15 protein-coding genes and 1 pseudogene are annotated in these 16,859 nt (G+C 40.7%); 3 read left to right on the top strand and 13 right to left on the bottom strand.

Going from position 1 to position 16,859, the window contains the following annotated elements; translation table 11 throughout:
• Positions 1-213: 213 nt before the first annotated feature.
• The gene (locus AB4133_RS09805) at positions 214-2,550 is read right to left on the bottom strand and encodes an ATP-binding protein (RefSeq protein WP_372224308.1); all 2,337 of its coding nucleotides are present in this window, start codon (positions 2,548-2,550) and stop codon (positions 214-216) included.
• Positions 2,551-2,560: 10 nt separating this feature from the next.
• Positions 2,561-2,869 carry an Hpt domain-containing protein gene (locus AB4133_RS09810; RefSeq protein WP_017061719.1) on the bottom strand — a complete coding sequence of 103 codons (309 nt, stop codon included), beginning with the start codon at positions 2,867-2,869 and terminating at the stop codon, positions 2,561-2,563.
• 192 nt (positions 2,870-3,061) lie between these two features.
• On the opposite strand from AB4133_RS09810, the gene AB4133_RS09815 reads away from it, so the two are divergent.
• From AB4133_RS09815 to AB4133_RS09825, 3 genes are all read left to right on the top strand, one after another.
• Positions 3,062-3,655 carry a TfoX/Sxy family DNA transformation protein gene (locus AB4133_RS09815; protein WP_065583723.1) on the top strand — a complete coding sequence of 198 codons (594 nt, stop codon included), beginning with the start codon at positions 3,062-3,064 and terminating at the stop codon, positions 3,653-3,655.
• Positions 3,656-3,993: 338 nt separating this feature from the next.
• Positions 3,994-4,233 (top strand): hypothetical protein, encoded by a 240-nt coding sequence (locus AB4133_RS09820; RefSeq protein ID WP_017061717.1) that lies wholly within the window; start codon positions 3,994-3,996, stop codon positions 4,231-4,233.
• A 117-nt stretch (positions 4,234-4,350) separates the two neighbouring features.
• Positions 4,351-4,665 carry a helix-turn-helix domain-containing protein gene (locus tag AB4133_RS09825; RefSeq protein ID WP_017061716.1) on the top strand — a complete coding sequence of 105 codons (315 nt, stop codon included), beginning with the start codon at positions 4,351-4,353 and terminating at the stop codon, positions 4,663-4,665.
• Positions 4,666-4,740: 75 nt separating this feature from the next.
• Here AB4133_RS09825 and AB4133_RS09830 read toward each other — a convergent pair.
• From AB4133_RS09830 to AB4133_RS09880, 11 genes and pseudogenes are all read right to left on the bottom strand, one after another.
• A pseudogene (locus AB4133_RS09830) lies at positions 4,741-5,106 on the bottom strand (IS5 family transposase); the annotation flags it as partial.
• Positions 5,107-5,260: 154 nt separating this feature from the next.
• Positions 5,261-5,401 carry a DUF1566 domain-containing protein gene (locus AB4133_RS09835; RefSeq protein ID WP_137001855.1) on the bottom strand — a complete coding sequence of 47 codons (141 nt, stop codon included), beginning with the start codon at positions 5,399-5,401 and terminating at the stop codon, positions 5,261-5,263.
• A gap of 192 nt (positions 5,402-5,593) precedes the next feature.
• Complete coding sequence (locus AB4133_RS09840; protein WP_108150751.1) at positions 5,594-6,085, bottom strand: hypothetical protein; 492 nt, start codon at positions 6,083-6,085, stop codon at positions 5,594-5,596.
• Positions 6,086-6,175: 90 nt separating this feature from the next.
• On the bottom strand, positions 6,176-8,752 hold the full coding sequence (locus tag AB4133_RS09845) for an Ig-like domain-containing protein (protein WP_372224310.1): 2,577 nt from the start codon (positions 8,750-8,752) through the stop codon (positions 6,176-6,178).
• Between the two features lie 202 nt (positions 8,753-8,954).
• Positions 8,955-9,674: a hypothetical protein gene (locus AB4133_RS09850; protein WP_241910598.1), complete on the bottom strand. Its 720-nt coding sequence runs from the start codon at positions 9,672-9,674 to the stop codon at positions 8,955-8,957.
• Between the two features lie 394 nt (positions 9,675-10,068).
• Entirely contained in the window at positions 10,069-10,866 is a 798-nt protein-coding gene (locus tag AB4133_RS09855) for an outer membrane beta-barrel protein (protein WP_102332842.1), read from the bottom strand.
• 1 nt (position 10,867) lies between these two features.
• Positions 10,868-11,899 (bottom strand): hypothetical protein, encoded by a 1,032-nt coding sequence (locus tag AB4133_RS09860; RefSeq protein WP_065583729.1) that lies wholly within the window; start codon positions 11,897-11,899, stop codon positions 10,868-10,870.
• Positions 11,899-12,621 (bottom strand): hypothetical protein, encoded by a 723-nt coding sequence (locus AB4133_RS09865; protein WP_102321099.1) that lies wholly within the window; start codon positions 12,619-12,621, stop codon positions 11,899-11,901. Before AB4133_RS09865 ends, AB4133_RS09860 begins: the two co-directional genes overlap by 1 nt.
• Before the next feature lie 10 nt (positions 12,622-12,631).
• Positions 12,632-15,127 (bottom strand): TcfC E-set like domain-containing protein, encoded by a 2,496-nt coding sequence (locus tag AB4133_RS09870; protein WP_372224312.1) that lies wholly within the window; start codon positions 15,125-15,127, stop codon positions 12,632-12,634.
• A 254-nt stretch (positions 15,128-15,381) separates the two neighbouring features.
• Positions 15,382-15,897, bottom strand: coding sequence for a hypothetical protein (locus tag AB4133_RS09875; protein WP_372224313.1), 516 nt, complete (start codon positions 15,895-15,897; stop codon positions 15,382-15,384).
• A gap of 70 nt (positions 15,898-15,967) precedes the next feature.
• Complete coding sequence (locus AB4133_RS09880) at positions 15,968-16,480, bottom strand: hypothetical protein (protein ID WP_372224315.1); 513 nt, start codon at positions 16,478-16,480, stop codon at positions 15,968-15,970.
• Positions 16,481-16,859 lie beyond the last annotated feature (379 nt).

The raw sequence follows: 16,859 nt of genomic DNA on the forward strand, positions 1-16,859 counted from the left end.
TAAATACGAACAAAAGCTAAGGGCAAGCTGTGATTGAATAATTTGAAAATGCCCAGCTACTCTCAACACTTATTGGATGATAGTTATTTTCATAACAGTTTGGGCATTATCTTGATGACAATGCCCATAACTCTCAGAAAAACAGATGAAAATAATACATGAAGATCCGAAGATGGCTTACCCTCAGGTTATAGGTAGGAGTATTTAACTAAGTTAGCAAGTACCACCTGATAAAGCGCAATGAAGCTTTAGCTTTAGATCGCTCGGGTTGAGCGGTTTGGTTAGATAACACGAAAAGTATTGGTCCATTCGAGCCTCTTCTTGAATGGTAGCTCGTGCCGTAACGGCAATTATAGGTAACGATGGCTTACGCTTTTCCAACTCAGAAGCAAGCTCAATGCCATCCATAACCGGCATTGAAATATCCGTCAGTACAACATCAAAGTCATGTTCAGAAGCGAGTGCTAAAGCCTCCAAACCATCATTCGCGGTCATGCATTCACAACCTAGCTCGTTTAAGTGGAACTCTAGAATTTCTCGGTTGAACTCAACATCATCAACGATCAAGGCTTTTTTACTTGTGCAGTCTAAGCGCTCTCTAACGTTATATACCTGTTCAGCAACACCGTTAGAACACTCAAGAACATTCATAATTTCTTGAGCTGGGAGTGAGATAACAAAAGTACTACCGGTGCCGAGCACACTCTCAACACGCAACGAACCCTTCATTAACTCTACGATGGTTTTAGTTATCGCCAAGCCCAAGCCAAAACCAAACTGTTGATCTTCTTGATTAACCTGTTCAAAGCCGTTAAACACCGCATCCAATTTATCTTGGGGAATACCGACTCCAGTATCGCTTACGGAGATATTGAATGCTCTATCGTCGGTTGAAACTTCTATTGTCACCCCTCCCTTGTTTGTAAACTTCAATGCGTTCGAAACTATATTATTGATTGCTTGCTTAATACGAAGCTCATCAATCATCAATGTTGTCGAAGCATCGACATTGCATATAATATCAAGCGACAATTGTTTAGACTCGCTAAGCGGAAAAAACGTATTTTCAATTTCGCGCATCAAACTCATTACTGACAGGCATTTAGGGTTTAATGAATAGCTTGCTGCTTTTACTCTTTCAAAATCCAATAGGTCATTCACAATGCCTAAAATAGTATTGCTCGCACTCGAAATACCGTTCAGCTGATGGCGATATTCGTCAAAGTTTTTGCTATGGCTTAGCATATGTGTATAACCAATAATCGCGTTCAGTGGCGTGCGAACCTCATGGGACACATTTGAAAGCAGCACCGATTTCTGTTTATTGGCCTCACTCGCCTCTTGCGCTGCTATCTCGTACTGCTTCGTTCGCTCTTCAACTTCATATTCAAGCCCTTCAATCAAATTTTGAATCTGGATCCCAGCCTCAGAATAAGCCTTTGAAAGCTGTTCAATTTCGTCTCCATTACTATAAACAGTATGTCTGGATTTATTAAAATCACGCTGCTTTAGATATTTAGCTTGTGCGATCAATTTAGAAATAGGTATCAGCATCTTATTCACCGCGATTGAGTTAATAGCTAAAAACAGACCAAGCAAAAGGATATAAGCAAAGAACAGGCGTTTGATCAACGAGTTATCACCAGATAAAACCAGCTCTTTGGTGGTCGCATAACTGGAACGAATCACATGCTCTGGCGTGACTAAAATCAACCTCCAACCGGTTTGACGGTTCTGAACAAAAGTGACATTGAAAACACCTTTTTCGCCACTTACCACAAAACTACCCAAGTAATGTGACATGATATGGCTTCCGACACTCTTTTGAATTTGTTCATCAAAAACACTTTCAGACATCAATTGGTCGACATTCTGTTGTAGATTCGACGCGATAAGCTTGCCGCTGTCGTCTACTAAGAAATAACGGTATTGGAATTCATCGATCATATTTTCAAAAGTCAGTGAACGAGAAAAATACTCTAAATCTAAATCAAATTTGAGTAACGCGTTATCCCAGTGCTCTGGACGGATATAAATGGCAAACTTAGTGACGTGCCCCACTTTAACTTCTTTCCCTATATAGAAATTCTTGTAGTGGATCATGCGACTAAAATCGACAGAAATATAGCGGCTTACAATACCATTTTCGGTGATAGAGACTTCTTGGTTGCGTTCAGTGTCAATAAAAAGCACCTTTTTGATAAAAGGCTTACGCTCTGTGTTGATATAAGCCAGTTGTTTATTACGAAGTGCCTCGTTTTTCGATTCATTAACAAAATCATGAGCAAAATCATGAGCAAAATCAATCGCTACATGCTCCACTTCCTCAGTGATCAGCTCGACCTCTTTATCAAGGGTTACACTTTGAGCTTTCACAAAGGTAAGTAGAAGCTTTTTGTTATTTCCCGTAATGCTCTCCTTTATCTCTTCAAATTGGTTTTGTGAAGAAACCTGAACGATTTCGATAGCGGAGTACGTAAGCAACACCACAAATAGAACCAGTATTGTTGCGTTGGTGAAAATGATTTTATTTTTAAAAGACACGTTCATATCCTCCAACTTAAGCGTCAAAAAGTTGAATCATGGCGTTAGACACATCCATCAAAATCTTTTTTCCGGCACTTTCATTGATTACCGCGTCGTAGTGCTCCAATTTAAGACAAATTCTTGCAACCTCTGTAGCCCCGCAAGATAACGCAATGCCTTTCACTTTATGGGCGAGCGCTCGATTGGACTCACCTCCTTGAAGAATATCATCATTAACCTTGTGCAAACTTCTAATAGCAATCTGACGAAATCGAACGCCAATATCCGATTGAAAGTTACAACCCGTCGCCATTAAAAATACATTTGTGTCGATGCTATACATACCAATTTCTCCCGCCTTCGTGACCCCCCTTAATTTTGACCGTCTGTTACAAAACTGATATGGCAGATCGAGAATTTAAATAACCGGAATGCCCAATGGCATTGTCTGTTTTTTAACTTGGCTTATGCCATATTCACTGCTGGCTACATTTGGACAATAGATCACACTTTTTATGATTATCGAGTGAAAATAATGGCTCAACTTTTCAGACATACTTTTAGACGCTTGGAACAATTAGGTCGAGTGTCTATAAAACAAATATTTGGCGTAACGGCCTTCTATGTAGATCACGTTTTGCTCGTCCTACATAAAAGTGGGGAGCTGTACCTCAGAGGAACACCGGCACAAAAAGGCTACTTTATTAACAAGGGCTACCCCAAGGTGAATGCGAGCGTACTTGGAGTAAGTCAGAATGCGGATTATTACAAGTTGCCAGCAAACCCTTGGAGCAAGTATTCTTTGACTCTATGTGAAGCAGAAATCGCACTAGAGCAAATAAAGAGATCACGAAGCAGTTATATTTCTGCTCCCGAAAGGCTCAAAGACTTACCCAACATGCGATTCTCAACTGAGCAACTTCTTGAGAAAGCGGGTATAAACTCCATTGAGAAACTCAAAAACCTGGGCACGATTGGTGCTGTAGAGGCTATCCAACAGCATACCCACCATAAACCAACCATCGAGTTAGTTTGGTCGTTAGAGGGTGCAATCCAGGGTATACACCGTTCACAACTGCCGACGAACCTAAAAAATGCATTGCGCACCCAAGCTCAAAGTTATTGTTAGCCTATATTGTTTTAACGAAGCTTAGATTCTTGTTAAATCCAAATGCGGTCAATTTGATGCCGTGGCTATTCCTAGCTACGGCTCATTAGGCTAACCCGCTGTCCTTAAGTGATTTCACTCAAGTTTAACGTCTTTAAATTAGCCTCCCCTTTCATTTGATCGCCCACTCCGTTTTAATTTTCACTGCCAGCCTTTATTTTGGTTTCCTACTATTCCCTCTGCTACAAATTACCATTCAAGTTTTAATACAACTGAATTTATAACTATTTATTTTACAACCTGCCCTATCGCTACCAAACTAGGCATATCAACACAACACTAATAAAAGGTGCCTAAATATGCGTTCATTAATCTTTATTTCAACAGCAGTATTAGCAACTCTTATCTCTTTTCAGTCGGCGGCCGCAAATGTCACTGTGCGTTGGACAGGGAAAGTACCGACTTCTGACTGCGCTTCAAACCCTATTAGCAATCAAGTCGCGTTCAACTCACAAAGCGAACGTTGTAAGGTTGAACTTAAACAAACTGAAATAACTAATACAAAAACAGCAAATAAAATGGTTTCGTTTGATGTGTAATATGAAAGGAAAACCCATTAAGTAGGCATAATAGCCAGATTAATATTCAACCTGACCTTGCATGTAATCGCAGCAAATAAATAATACGGGTATGATAATTAAACTGGCTGTTTGTTTATGCACTTAATCTTACATAAAGGGTCGCTAAGAATTTCGCTAGCCGACCACCCAACGATAAAACCCATCCAGCTCACACTCAGTGAATTTTTAGTTCTAAAAGAGTTACTCACTCATCAAGGGGAGCATTTAACCAAACACCATCTACTAAAAATGGGATGGCCCAATTCATTCGTCTGTGACAATGCATTGAATATGGTGATCATGTCTTTAAGAAAGAAGCTTCTTAGGCTCGGTGGATGGATAGAAATCAATACCATTTACAAGATAGGTTATAGTTTAAATAAAACTGACAAAATATGTGTTTTGCAGTGAATTTAAACACTCCCGTCCAAAAACCAGCGCCGCCAACCTACAACTTGCCTTTGAATATGACCAATGCATTCGGTCAGTTGCATCAATGGCTAGGTGTTGTATCGCTCCTCTCGCTTTAGTCTTAAATGAGACCTCAACTTGCTTGGCTCTACGACTGATGCAGGTGTAATGCGGACAACTTAACGGCACATGGGCTAACCTAAATATCGAGTCGATAAATCCTTGCAGCGCTCTCAGTGGCATAGAAAAAACTCGTTTCACCATGAGTGCTGTCGTAATAGCTAAATCACTGAACCGACGTGGCCTCCCGCGCTTATTCTGTTTGCTTTGCGCCCACCCACTTATTGCTTCTTCATCGATCCAGAAGGTCAGAGAACCACGGTTAATGAGCGATTGGTTGTATTGCTTCCAGTTGGTTGTTTTGTAACAAGGTTTAGGCATAAGGCTACGAGAGAGAGTGGTGGTAGCTGATCAGATCGTAGGTTCTTGATTTAGTTCCATTGAATTACGCAACAAAGCCCCTGCCAATGCATACTATACGAGCGTTAAGCTCCGTTCTTGTCATTTTTGATAAGGCGACAACACTGAGTATATGTCAGCCTGATACGCACGAGACGTAGTTCTGATTGGATGGGTTGTTGCTGTTGACGTTGCCATAGTTGAGGTTCACGTTGTAGTAGTTGGAACCATTAGCCGTCGACGACCAGTAGTTGTTGTTGGTCGCCCAACCCTTCACGTTTGCACTTATTGTTTATACTGAGTGTTGCCTTTCGACTTGCCCCCCTTTATTACCTCTAATAAGGCCATAAGTGCCGATAACATACCAGGGCCCGCTCACCAATGCCGTAACAAAGGTGTTCTCTAGGCGCAGCAACGCTGCTATGTTCCCTGTTTTTAGCGTATCGCCTTATCAAAAACATTACTAAGGCTACCGTTCAGTCCAACGAATAACATCAAACAGCAACCTACCCTCTGGGTTAGATGTGTCCGGTGTGCATTCGTCTAGCTGGTGTACTAACCACTGTGGCATCCAAACTTTAGCGAAGCTGTTATCTATTTTTAGTCTAGGATTTAAGTCAGACCGTTCATGTACAGGTAAGTCGTTTTTGTGCGATAGATACCACTCTTCCCAATTAGACATATCGGCATAAAAACCAATGCTGATGATACCTTTTTCGTCAGGAAACACCCCTACTTTTGCAAGGCTGCTTACAGGTAACCCGCCCGATAGAACACATTGTGACCCGAGTTTTTTAACCACTTTAGCTGACACTTTTAAAACAGGCAAAGAGGGGTGAGTGACCACCCACTGCTGCCATGCGAACAGCGCTTGATCATAAAAACGAACAAACATGCCTTCATGTATGCCGATAATTTTACCTTGTTGCTGACTAAGCTTGAGTTTTGTTTCAATATCCATATTAATCCTTACTGAGTTTAGAAAATAAACCGCTACCCTCTATAAAAAGAAAAAACGGCCCTGCGGGCCGCAAACTCTGAACGTTGAACCCTAAGAACCTGATACGCACGAGACGTAGCGCTGATCGGATGGGTAGAAGCTGTAGACGCTGCCATCGACGAGGTACACGCCGTAGTAGGTGGAACCATTAGCCGTCGAAGACCAGTAGCTGTAGCGGGTCGCCCAACCCTTCGCAAGGAACATGCTACCAAAGTTATTAAAAAGACTCTCCAACTCATATTTTTCTGCTAAAGCCCAATCATCTCTCTCGTAAAGCTCAAGTGTATTATAATGCTCACAAAGGTTATTTGCTGCAGGATTATTAAAACGTGCAAAAGTTCCTGAAGGTCCAAGAGAGCCATCTTCTACGTCAGTACTGCTATAATCACTATAACCAACAGCGTTTAAAAAGCTGACACTTGGAGTACCGGTAAACAACTTTCCATCGTTTTCCACGATTTTAACACAGGCACCCGCGGCGTTTTGTTGATCATCATCCCCATCCCCAACTTGGCCACCACACAAATAGGCATGAAAGGTAACTTGGCTAATCGCATTAGTCTGTGTATTGGTTGTTGTGGTGTAAGATGACGCCACATCAAAGGTCATGGTCGTTGTTGGGGTTTGATAGTTTGTATCCCACTTTACCCGCACTTTTTGCTCACCTGATTCATCGGTTTGAGTCGTTTCCGCTTCAAGGATAGGAGTAACCATTTCTGCGGTGTCTGGGTGCTGTTCTGTACTTACCACTGAAATGACTGAGTAACCTTCTACTGGGTTGCTATTTTGATCGGTCAAGGTCGCAGTAACCTGGCCACCTTCCACTGACGTATAAGGTACCGTGTCAATCGTTGCTTCTGATGACACTGCAGCCGTCTTTTCATCACCAATAAACTTAACTTCATAGTCTTGAGTAATGCCACCCACATAAAGGGTTAATGTGACGGTTTCCGCTTTTAAACTGGTTAAGCGAAACTCGGCAATACCATAGCTGTCTGTGGTAACGTTATCGCTGTCCAATGTCACATTTGGGCTAGAGACAAAAGCCGTCACAAGGGTATCTGGTCTTACTTCTTGACCGAGTTTTAACTCAACAAATACAGAACCAACATCAACTCCATCCGCGACAACTTCCGTGCTTGAGGTAGGCAATACAGTAATTAAACCTTGCTTAACACATGTCACATAATAAGCCGATGTTGGATCGACATCGCCTGTAAGGGTGCTGCCATCTTTAAGATCCACCCACTTAACCAGATCTGCTCCGTCATCATAAGCGAGGTATTGTGCTTTAACAGGCCAGTTATGTAACGCCTGAACATCGGTATCAGTGGCCATCAGCTTAAGTTGATCAAACGTCGGCACTGAACCACCGATGGTGTCGCAGTATGCTACGGCCGACGGATAACGAAAACCAGCCATATCAATCGCTGGGCTGTAGCCATCATCGTTCAGTTTTATATCATAAGGCGAGCCTTGCCCGGCTGCATCAAGTGCGGTGGGTGGTCCAATATAGAGATCCAACAAATGAGAAATGTCGTCCCATTTTGATGACTGATTAGGATCGGTCACTTCAACACGAATCAAACCCATGTCATACACTCCATTATGATCACTAACCGCAAAACTAATATAGTGGTAACCTGGTTGTGACGCTTGAAAGACGATCGTTTTATTCTGAGTGTCCAGTGGATCTTTAGGTACCGCTTTTGCGTTAAACGATTCAACATACACCAATTGATAATCATCACTATCGTCCGAGGAAACAAAGCCGCTGATGTCGATTTCTTCATCGGTCAATACGTTGACAACAACTGGATATACAATATTATCGTCAATCGTAAAACCTTGGTTAGCTTCGTAGCCCACCGCAACATCTAAAACCCCCATCAGCACAAGGCCATTAACCGAGTCTTCTAACGTATAAAGAACACGGTCAATGCCGGTAAAACCTGACGGCGGGGTATAATCCATAGTCTGGTCATCTGTACTATTTATTTGAACTGAGCTCGAGCGACCGTACGGTAGTGTAAGCTCCGTTAATACAAACTCGTCACCTAACGTAAAGCCGACTTTCTCCAATTCGTCCTTCAGTAAAACACTCACATCTTCATTAATCAGTGTTGTTGCACTTACTGGAACCAGTTCGGTTGAGCTAGGATTACTACTTACCGCAATGCGCGTAACCGCAGAACTCGAACCTTCTGAGCTACTACTATCACTCATTGGCGCTTCAGGCATACGGCTCATTGGCGACAATGTTTTAGGAGTCACATGATATCGATAGTCACACACCTTGGTATCAAAGGCCTGAATTACAAACCCTGTTTCCGTCATACTTTCTACTTGGCAGCTATCATCATTAGACAAGACCTCGACTTCACTCAGCGCAAAGCCACCACCCGTTGATGAAAATACCTTTGACGACAGGTCAACCTCGAACGATTCAGCATAGCCAGTCGAGTAGGTAGCATTTTGAGCGGAAAGCGTCGCGCTTTGAGTATTAGGGGAAACACTTGCTGAGCTTCCTTCACTGCCCTCTCCACCACACCCAAAAAGGGTAAGCGTAGTAGCGACGACAAAACCCAGGGGAATGCTTCCTCCTGGCTTATTGCTTAAAAGGTTCATATTACTTCTCTTTACTTTTTATTGATTTCAAAATTGATTTTATGATTTGTATTTAATGTTGTATTGGGCATTTACACTTTGCTGATAACAGTGATGCCATGTAGGCTAAAATTAGCACTGAACATGGGTAATGAATGCTGATCGTCCTTGATTAGCATTAATCATTGAAGGCCTATAATTATGTCTATTTTCAGCGTTCCTATTACTGAATAGGCAGTTGCATCTCTTTAGAGTATTTTTTATCGTAAGATGTTACGGTTACATTAAGTTGTTCACTTTGCGTATATTCCGCAAGAGAAAACGTTTTATCCCGACCAGATACAACAGTGAACTTTTGTTTGCATTGCGTATTATTTTCTGTTGTACATGAGTTAACATAAACATCAATTAGCGTATTACTATTATTATCGATGCGTAAATTCTCGCCCTGATTGTAAATCTTATAATCAAAACTTGGCTTTGTCGTAGGCAGAATATAAACCGGTGAAAAACCATAGTTTATCTCGACACCGTGAATTTTCTCTCCCTCTTCTTTATAACGACTAGGAGTAAATGGCAGCATAAACATCAAATCTTTGCTGTTATCGCAAGACGTGTTGTGACATAAGCTACGAACACCCACGTCTTTCTCTTCACCAGGTCTTAAAACTAATCTTGGGTGCGTAAGAGATATTTTCCAATCATCTAGATTGTTTCTTGTATAACTATTACGAACGATTTTGTCGCCATCAATAAACTGAATTTCTTGTACTTTTCCATTAACAAAAATCGGGTGAGACTCATCATTAATAAGTGTCACGACACCATTGCCCTTTTTATCCGCGACGACAATCATCTTGTCGACATTAAAAGCATTGGCAGCAGTAGAAGTCATTGCTGAACAAATTGCGAATACTGTTAATAGATTATATTTAATTTTCATATTTCTCTCTACTAAAAATAATAAATTTTAGGATACTACTCGTCTATTTTGCTCAGCGCGTATATAACACCAAGCGCGAAAAGAATGAGTACATACATGTTTAAAATATTTGGTCCGATCATTACTCCGCTCTCTTATATTTGACCTTCATGCATATAATTGAGGTATTAGTTTTCATATTTACGAGCCCAAACGATAAAGGTGAGTAGCTCGATTGGTGAACAGTATCGCGCGTTCAGGTTTGAAGGTATTGGGCACTCTTGAATTTCAAAAACGCAAGATGCGAGATAGCTAAACAAGTGTAGATATCATTTACATTGGCGAGATACTCTCTGCTACAAACAAAGAAACACTGCCAAAAAATTGGCAGTGTTTCTGTTTCAAGGAAGGCAATTTAATCTAAACAGCTAACTTTCGGGTAAAGTATTTTCTCTTCAGGGTAAATCAAATTCAAATCACGATTATTAAGATTTGGATTTGCTTCGACTAATTCATCAAGTGAGCTATCAAATGCTCTTGCAATTCGGAGCAAATAGTCGCCAGGAACCACTCGGTATTCAACTAAACGCTGCTGACACGATGGCGCCTTCTTAATTGGGACAATAGACGCCAATTGGGTTTTCGGCCTTGATACTTGGGTCGACTCTTCAACAAGCTGGTCAACATTGGGCCTTGGGTTAATATCTGAAAGGCCTTCTGCGGCTTCATTGCTTGAAAAACGATAAACCAACAGTGCATTAAATGCGTATAGATCGTCTTGTTGACGAGCTAAATCAAAGACGCCTTGGTAACCAAGGTCGGCGCTCCAATTTTTACTCAATTGGTATTTAAGACCAAGCGATGCCGTAAAATTGGTGTCGTCACTAGAAAACGCGCCCCCGACTCCTGCATACAAGGAGGCAAATTCACTGACGGGTAGCAATAAGTCGGTTTCAACCATTACCGCACGTAAACTATCTATTTCCGAATCAGAAAAAGCAGAATAATCAGCATAGCCAAGTTCAAATAGTACGTTTTCACTAATGTTATATCCAACCGCCGCCTTATAACCAAGTGCTTCAGTCTGTCCCATGTTGTCATCAAATGCAGAAAACGTCATGCCACCACTCATCTGGATAGGCAGCTCCTCTGCTGATACACTTATGGATAAGAACACAGCGATAATCGATGACATTAAGTTCATTTTTTTCATCTTAAATACCAGGCTCCAACATGATCGTTACTTCATCAAAATAATCTCCGGAAACAGCAGAACTGCCCTCAATATCGTAATCAAAGTCTAAAGTAAAGTTAATACTTGTTTGCACTCCAGCTCCTTCTGAAATAGCCGTTGTTTGATACATTAATTGCCCTTCATCAACTAAGTTACCAGAGCTGCACTGATCGCAATGAATGCTGTAAGGAATAACCACACCAGGGTTACTTGAATTAACCAATTCGTATGACTGTAAGGGCATTGTTAAAACAATTCCGTCATTAAAATAGCCGTTCGCTGTAATATCAAATGACGTTGTCGATGTTATTCTTTTGCCAATTGTGTCGTAGACTGGCGTCATGACACCATCTCCACTTACAAAAACACTGTCGAGTTGAACAGGCTGATAATCAAATGAAAACAACATCACTTCATTGATGTTGCGATAAGTCATAATGCCGTCATTTTCATAGTAGTAACGAATATTTACCGGCACTGAAGCTGAATATTGCCCCTCTGGTAGCCCACTTAATGCCGACACTATTTCACTTTCGTTAATATCGAAAATAGGTCTCAGGAAAATAAATGGGCTCGATTTTTGTTTATTAATTAATCGAACAGACGAAACACAGTTTGGACCTTCAACAGTCACAATCGGTAGTGACACTTCATCAAATGAGCACCCACCACCTACCGTATTCGCTGACTGGGCAAATTCAATTCCAGTAGTATTGTATTGAACGCCCGATATATCGATCGATATTGACGGTGAAGTATTCCCATTTCCCCCAATTAAAGTCATCTCTGTTGGAGGTGTACCCGAAAATGTCGCGGCCGCCCAAGCTTCTGAAGCCTGCAACATAGGAGGAGTTTCCCACGTACTTGGCAGCATTTTGCCATTGTAACGTGTCACATTGTCCCAACGAACACCACCAGCCTTCACTTCCGCGCGAACTTCAAACGCAGCTTGAGCCATGCTTGTCGTCATTAATGCAATAAACGCTACAATATATAGGATAGGTCTAGGCATTATATTTTACCTCTCGTCACCATTTCTTTCTTTGAATAGCTTCTGTCGTGAGATGTCACGGTAATGGTCAACTCGTTATTTCGCATAGTTTCGGTTAAAGGGAACGTCTTATTCCTTCCCGATACAACCGTAAATTTTTGTTTGCATTGGGCTTTGTTTTCAGCAACACATGCATCTACAAAAAAATTGAGCATTGTATTACTTTTATTTTCGACTCTAAGGCTATCACCGTTGTTGGTTAATTCGTAAGAATAATTCGGTTGTGTTGTAGGAATAATATAAACAGGTGCGAATCCGTAATTAATTTCCACACCACTCACTACTTCACCAGGTCTGTATTTACTTGGAGAAAAAGACAGCATAAACATCAAATCTTTTGAATTATCGCATGCAGCGTTGTGGCATAAACTACGTATGCCAATGTCTTTCTCTTCACCAGGGTTCAAAACTACCTTCTGGTGCGTTAATGACACCTTCCAATCGTTTAAGTTGTCTCTTGTATATTGTTTTTTTTCTACCTGTTCTCCATCAATAATATTTATTTCATCCACCTTTGCTTGGATAAAAATTGGGTGAGACTCGTCGTTGGTTAACGTAACGATACCGTTCCCTTTATCATCAGAGACAATAACCATTTTATCTACCGTAAAAGCTTGTACACTTATAGATAACAATATAGCGGTGAGTGATACTAAATTTAGTAGAACTTTATTGGATTTCATTTCCCACTCCTTAATTAACTTGTGCGACTGGGTATGTAATGGCGTTGGTGCGATAAAGTCGTTTTGCCAACAGTTTTAACTGATCGATATCTCTTTTATGAAGCGCTATTGTTTCCGCCATGTTTATAGATTCATGCGCTATATAAATTGCCTTAAACGAACCCACTTCTTTCTGAATAATTCGATAACCGTGTAATTCGAGCTTTTTAAGCGCTTTATTCAGTTCAATCGAGCTTTCGTATGCACCTAAATACATCGCTTGTAGTCGTTCACCTGCATCAATCAAATCTATCTGCTTTTCTTGAGCTATTGGCAAACAATAGTTTTGACCAAAGTTCATCTGATTTGTTGAAGTAAATTCATAAGGCAGTAAGCATTGGCTTTCTTTCGCTGACAATTCAAAGTTCATGCCTTCCAATACGGTTACTCTATAAACACCGTCGGCCATTTCATTGACTTCAATACAACCTTCTCCATGACACTTCACTTCTGTAATCGGCTGTTCTGATATGTCATTAAAGGCGCTAACAAACGAAACGACGCGACTAACTCTTGGCTCAATAGAAGCAACCGTACCTGGGTGTGTAAACACGGTTACGTTACTATCACCAGAGTTGTAAAGATCAACGCTCTCTGAATCAAATTTCGCACGATATTGACTATAGTCTTCCAAAGGCACAACGGTTTCATCGTTATATACGATGAACTTACTGTTGTTTCGCCCTTCTTTTTTAAGAGAGAAGTAACCTTTTTCATCAAACGTCTGCTCTGTATTCTGCGACTGATGAATATCGACAAGCGTATAAGACGTTGCCGCTTTATCGGTAATATAAACGCCGTCTGTCGTCACGATTTGAGTGCTAGACAAGCCAGCATTGATACCACTCGTGCCATTGGTGGACGTATGGGCGGAGGCATTCATTCGAGCGTATTTAGTCGTGCCACTGGTCGCCAATAACGCATCTTGATACATATCATCCTGTTGTCGATCGTAGGTGTTACTCACCTCAAGCGACGTATTAAAGGAGTCTGAGTCAATTAACTGATTTCGTCTTACTGTTGTTTTAAATTGATTAATGTCATCACTATCACTCGTCAGGCCCACGATAGTTTCTACTGTGTCTGACAACGGGACACTCCATAACAAATTAACTGATATGTCGTCCGTCGCCTCAGAGTAATCGACGTTAATATTAACTCGAGAATCTAAAACTGTGGGCGTGCTGTAACCAACGGAAATAAACTGCTGTTCCTGTTCATCCGAGTTACCTAAATTGTCTAACTGCTTGTCGTTATTAAGCGAGTAAACCGCATACATAGATTGTCCACCGCGGAAGCTGTACGAAGAATTCAACGATAGACGTGAATAATCGGCATATCCGTACATATAAGAAGCAACTGGATCACCAAGTTCATTATCAAGAGACTCATAAGATAGACTTAAATAAGGGATACCAATATTAGCATTAAAGTGAGATGCGTCTTCGAATTGGCTGTACACTGCTTCAGTACTCAAATCCCAATCAATCAGATTGTATGCACCACCAACGGTGTACATTGTGCCACTGTCCGTGACCAAGCCGCCCAAGCCTACTTGCAACGAACGGGTGAGTTGGTAGTTAGCTAATGCCTTGCCATAAACATCGTCTTCAATATTTTGAATGCCATGTTCCGTGTAGTCGTAATGGCTTCCTGAAAACATACCCGCAGTGGCAACGAAATCCACTTCCCCCTGAGTCAGAGAGTCACCTTTGGTGTTATATACTTGATAAGTCTGGGTATTAACAACTTGCCCACCACTTGTCACCTCAAGTACAGCTTCATAGCGACCAGATGGTAACTTGCTGTAAGGAATTGAGTTCTGCCCTTCTGGTACGTTATCTTGAAAAATCAATCGACCATCACGAAGAACTTGTACACCGCCACTTGTTGGCGCATAAAAGCTCAATACTTTGTCGTTATTATGTCCGCCTACGAGCAACTTTTTAGAGGTACCTACCGTGAGCGAGTTTTGAGCAACTCGAGCGGTGTTATTCAGGAAGTCAGTTGAGTTAACCTCTGGCTCAAATTCAAAATGACCCGCTTTTATTGAGTAAGAATCGATATCTAAATGATATGCCGCTTCATACAATTCAGAACCGTTATCACTGTTGTTGGCATTGAAATCAGTTTTGAGGTATCCGTAAGGTAGCCCCAGTGTCGTTTCATTATTTGAAGAAACGATTGAGTCTTGATCTTGATATTCACTCACGTACAGATCAAATGAATTGATTAACCCATTGTGTTGACTCAGAGACGAGTGGTATACCAGTTCTTCATCGAGATTCGAGTATGACAACACCTGTGGAGATACAAAAAGATAGACTTCTTGATCGTTATAGTTATGAACGATCTCAAACGTTTCTGGGTACAACTCACACTCATCGAGCTTACCTAAACACTCAGACTGATCTTGTATGCCAACCATTAATTGATCTATGATCTTCTGCTGGTACTCAGCCGACACTGTATTATCATTTAAATAGTCAGATACCTGTGCGATCGCTTTTTTATTATTCGAGTCTAATTTTAACGTGTTAAACGACGTTAAAAATGGGATCGGTGAAGTAAGGGAACCATCTAAGTTACGTATACGGACTGTTGACTCTTTCAATTCAAACAGTTCTTCAAAACCTTCAAGAACATTTTGACTATAACTTGAATACGAATACACAGGCAATAACACTAAAATTGCCATTGTTATGAGTTTGAACCTGAACATTATATATCTACCTCTATATTGAACTCTATCTCACCATTACACCTCTCCGCTTGGCCCGCTGTGATGATATCTTTAAATGACTGAAAACTTAATATAATGCCATGCTCACTATACTTATTGTCGCCATCATTTAAATTGAAATTTGAAAAAGAGACGGATTCACCCTCTGACAAACTTTTCCCGTCAATCGTTAATGTAACGAAATCATCCTGAACATTGCTCACTCCAGAGTAGTCCGTACAAATTGACGTATTTTTTGTTAACGTTGAAATATAAGGAATATCCGAAGACTCAAAAGGTATATCTGTTTCAATTCTTAATGTGGTATTAACATCATCAAATTTTGTTTTGTCTTGATTTGACGTCAACTCCAGAACTGCCGGAATAAATTCAACAGAATTAATTGAATTTGTATAAAGTTTGCCTACATCGAGGCTCGTAGTAATGTAAAGCACTTTGAAATCGGCGTTGGCATTCATACTCATGAAAGCCAATAGTATTAAAACTTTTTTCATATTGACTACCATCGTAGAGAAATAAGGCTCGTAATTACTACGAGCCTTTGAATCGGGAATTTTCTACAAATTAAACAAGGTCAGCCATAACCGTTACTGATGCTTGAACAGTAGTTCCACCTACTTCAGATTCAGGTAATACAGCAGTCTGCTTAACTTTAGTTGAAATAGTTTCTTCACCAGAAACAACATCACCAACGGCTACTGGTGCACCATTTACATTAATCTCAACAGCTTGAGATGGGTTTGCCACACCGTCAAAAGCTACTGATGCATCAACTAGAGTCCAGTTAGCTGAAGCTAATGCACCAACAACAGGAGTAACAGCATCACCATCATTTAAGTGAGACTCAAGTACGATAGTATCTGATTCAAACACACCGTCTGTGCTTGGAGTGATAGTACCGTTAAGCGCTGTTGTATCACCTCCTAGGCCAGTGATGATAAGTGCATCTGATGCGCTAGTTGTTGGAACAACGCCGTTCCATATAACAGTAGCATTTGAAGATGCGTTAGCACCTGCACTTACTGCCATACCCATAAGAAGAACTGATGCTAGTGCGCTTTTTTTGAAGTTAAACATTTTATTTTCCTTTAAAGATTAAATATTTCATAAATTAGTAATCCCGCTCCTGCGTTTAAATTTGTTAACGCTCATCGGTGACAGGACGAAATAAATTATGCGGAACACTGGAAAAGAAATATTGGGCATTTGAAATTTCCATTTGCCGAAAATGCCGATTCGATAAAACCATCAACAGTAAAGCTAGTAATACCTACCTTCGTTTTATCTACATCTATAATAAAAACCTGCCCGATAAGCTATAGTTTAAATTCTAATAAAAGAAGATTGAATTACATAAGAAATCGAACAATACTTACCATAATAGAGATTATCGAGGACAAAGAATGCCACTCACGTTTGCACACTTCTTAGAACAAGGGCTTTGTTTCCTAATTGG

The organism is Vibrio sp. 10N.286.52.F8 (assembly GCF_041468745.1).
Taxonomy (GTDB): Bacteria; Pseudomonadota; Gammaproteobacteria; order Enterobacterales; family Vibrionaceae; genus Vibrio; species Vibrio crassostreae_C.